Source organism: Nostoc sp. (assembly GCF_035638895.1).
Taxonomy (GTDB): domain Bacteria; phylum Cyanobacteriota; class Cyanobacteriia; order Cyanobacteriales; family Nostocaceae; genus Nostoc.
Map to the genome: position 1 here is coordinate 1 of NZ_DASQZC010000040.1, position 1572 is coordinate 1572.

The following is a 1572-nucleotide window of genomic DNA, read 5'->3' on the forward strand; positions in this document are numbered from 1 at the left end:
ATATCAACGTCGTTTGCATATTTTGCACATGTCAACTGCTGAAGAAGCAGATTTGCTGCGTCAGGAGAAACCTAGTTGGGTAACAGCAGAAGTGACACCACAGCATTTGTTGTTGAATACCAGTGCTTACGAGGAGATTGGTACTTTAGCACAGATGAATCCACCTTTGCGATCGCCCCACGATAACGAAGTTCTCTGGCAAGCTTTGCGCGATGGCGTGATTGATTTCATTGCTACAGATCACGCGCCGCACACCTTAGAAGAAAAAGCTCAAGAATACCCCAATACCCCTTCGGGAATGCCAGGGGTGGAAACTTCTCTAGCATTGATGTTAACTGCGGCGATGGAGGGAAAGTGTACTGTTGCTCAAGTTGTTAACTGGATGTCAAAAAATGTAGCTGTGGCTTATGGCATTCCCAATAAAGGAGCGATCGCACCTGGTTATGATGCCGATTTAGTGCTTGTAGATTTAAACACATACCGTCAAGTCCGGCGCGAAGAACTGTTAACTAAATGCCGTTGGAGTCCTTTTGAAGGCTGGAACCTCACCGGCTGGGCTACAACCACCATTGTTGGTGGTGAAGTAGTTTATGACAAAGGTCAGGTAAATACACAAGTGCGGGGTCAAGCTTTAACTTTCTTATAGCAATGCTTACCTAGCATTCCACGAGATAAACCGACCAAGTTTAGTTCTTCAACAAACACCATTCCGGCATCATCGCAAACTTGGCAAGATAATTTTCTATGATCTATTCCAAGTTAAGACTAGATCAATGCCGTTTGCTTAAAGCTAAAAGACGACAATCCTTATTTTTTCCCTTTACCCTTTTAACCCAAAGGTATTGACTAGTCGCTGTATCAGAGATTGCAACTTGAAACCCTAAATTTATTTATAAGTGTTTCAAGTCAAAACTTCACTAGACACGACTCTGGTTCTCCGATAAAGGAGGTGATCGCCTCTTTTATTAAAGATAACTAGTGCATCTACGTAGACATATTAATATCAACTAGTAAAGGAAAAAACATCTCATATTTCTACGATAGTTATGTAGAAATACGAGATGTTTTATTTAATTTATTGATATCAGTATTAATTACAGATGTGAATAGAATAATTTATTGCTATTTAAATTAATTTTCAAATATTTGAAAGTTCAGTATTTATGTGTATATATTATGACTTTAGTTCGGGTATATTGAGGATAAGGAAAAGTTAGACAACTTCTATAGACCTTGCTTGATGTTGTTTAACTTGTCTCTATTAACTTTGGCTGCTGAATAATCCAGATTTGTTCTTTTAATGACAGTAGAGAACCAATCCTAAAACCAAGCTGACTAAGTTTTGTGGAAACTCTCATTTAACCCAACAACAGGTTACATTTTCTTCATTTATACACCATCTAAATCAGTTTTTTAACTGATTATTGTAGTAATAAAGCTGCTGTTACAAAATTTTTTAATTTATTTTGGGTTGAGATAACAATGTTAGTGACTTACAGTGGTGAGCGTGGTAGTGGCAGATAGAACGAGTGTGGAGTTCTCCCTCGACTGTTTGCAAAAATTTTCTCCTAT

1 protein-coding gene is annotated in these 1572 nt (G+C 38.0%); it reads left to right on the top strand.

Features of this window, described 5'->3' with window-relative positions; translation table 11 throughout:
- Positions 1–646: amidohydrolase family protein (locus VE944_RS01745; RefSeq protein WP_324971321.1), on the top strand; the 646-nt coding region annotated here is incomplete at its 5' end.
- Positions 647–1572 lie beyond the last annotated feature (926 nt).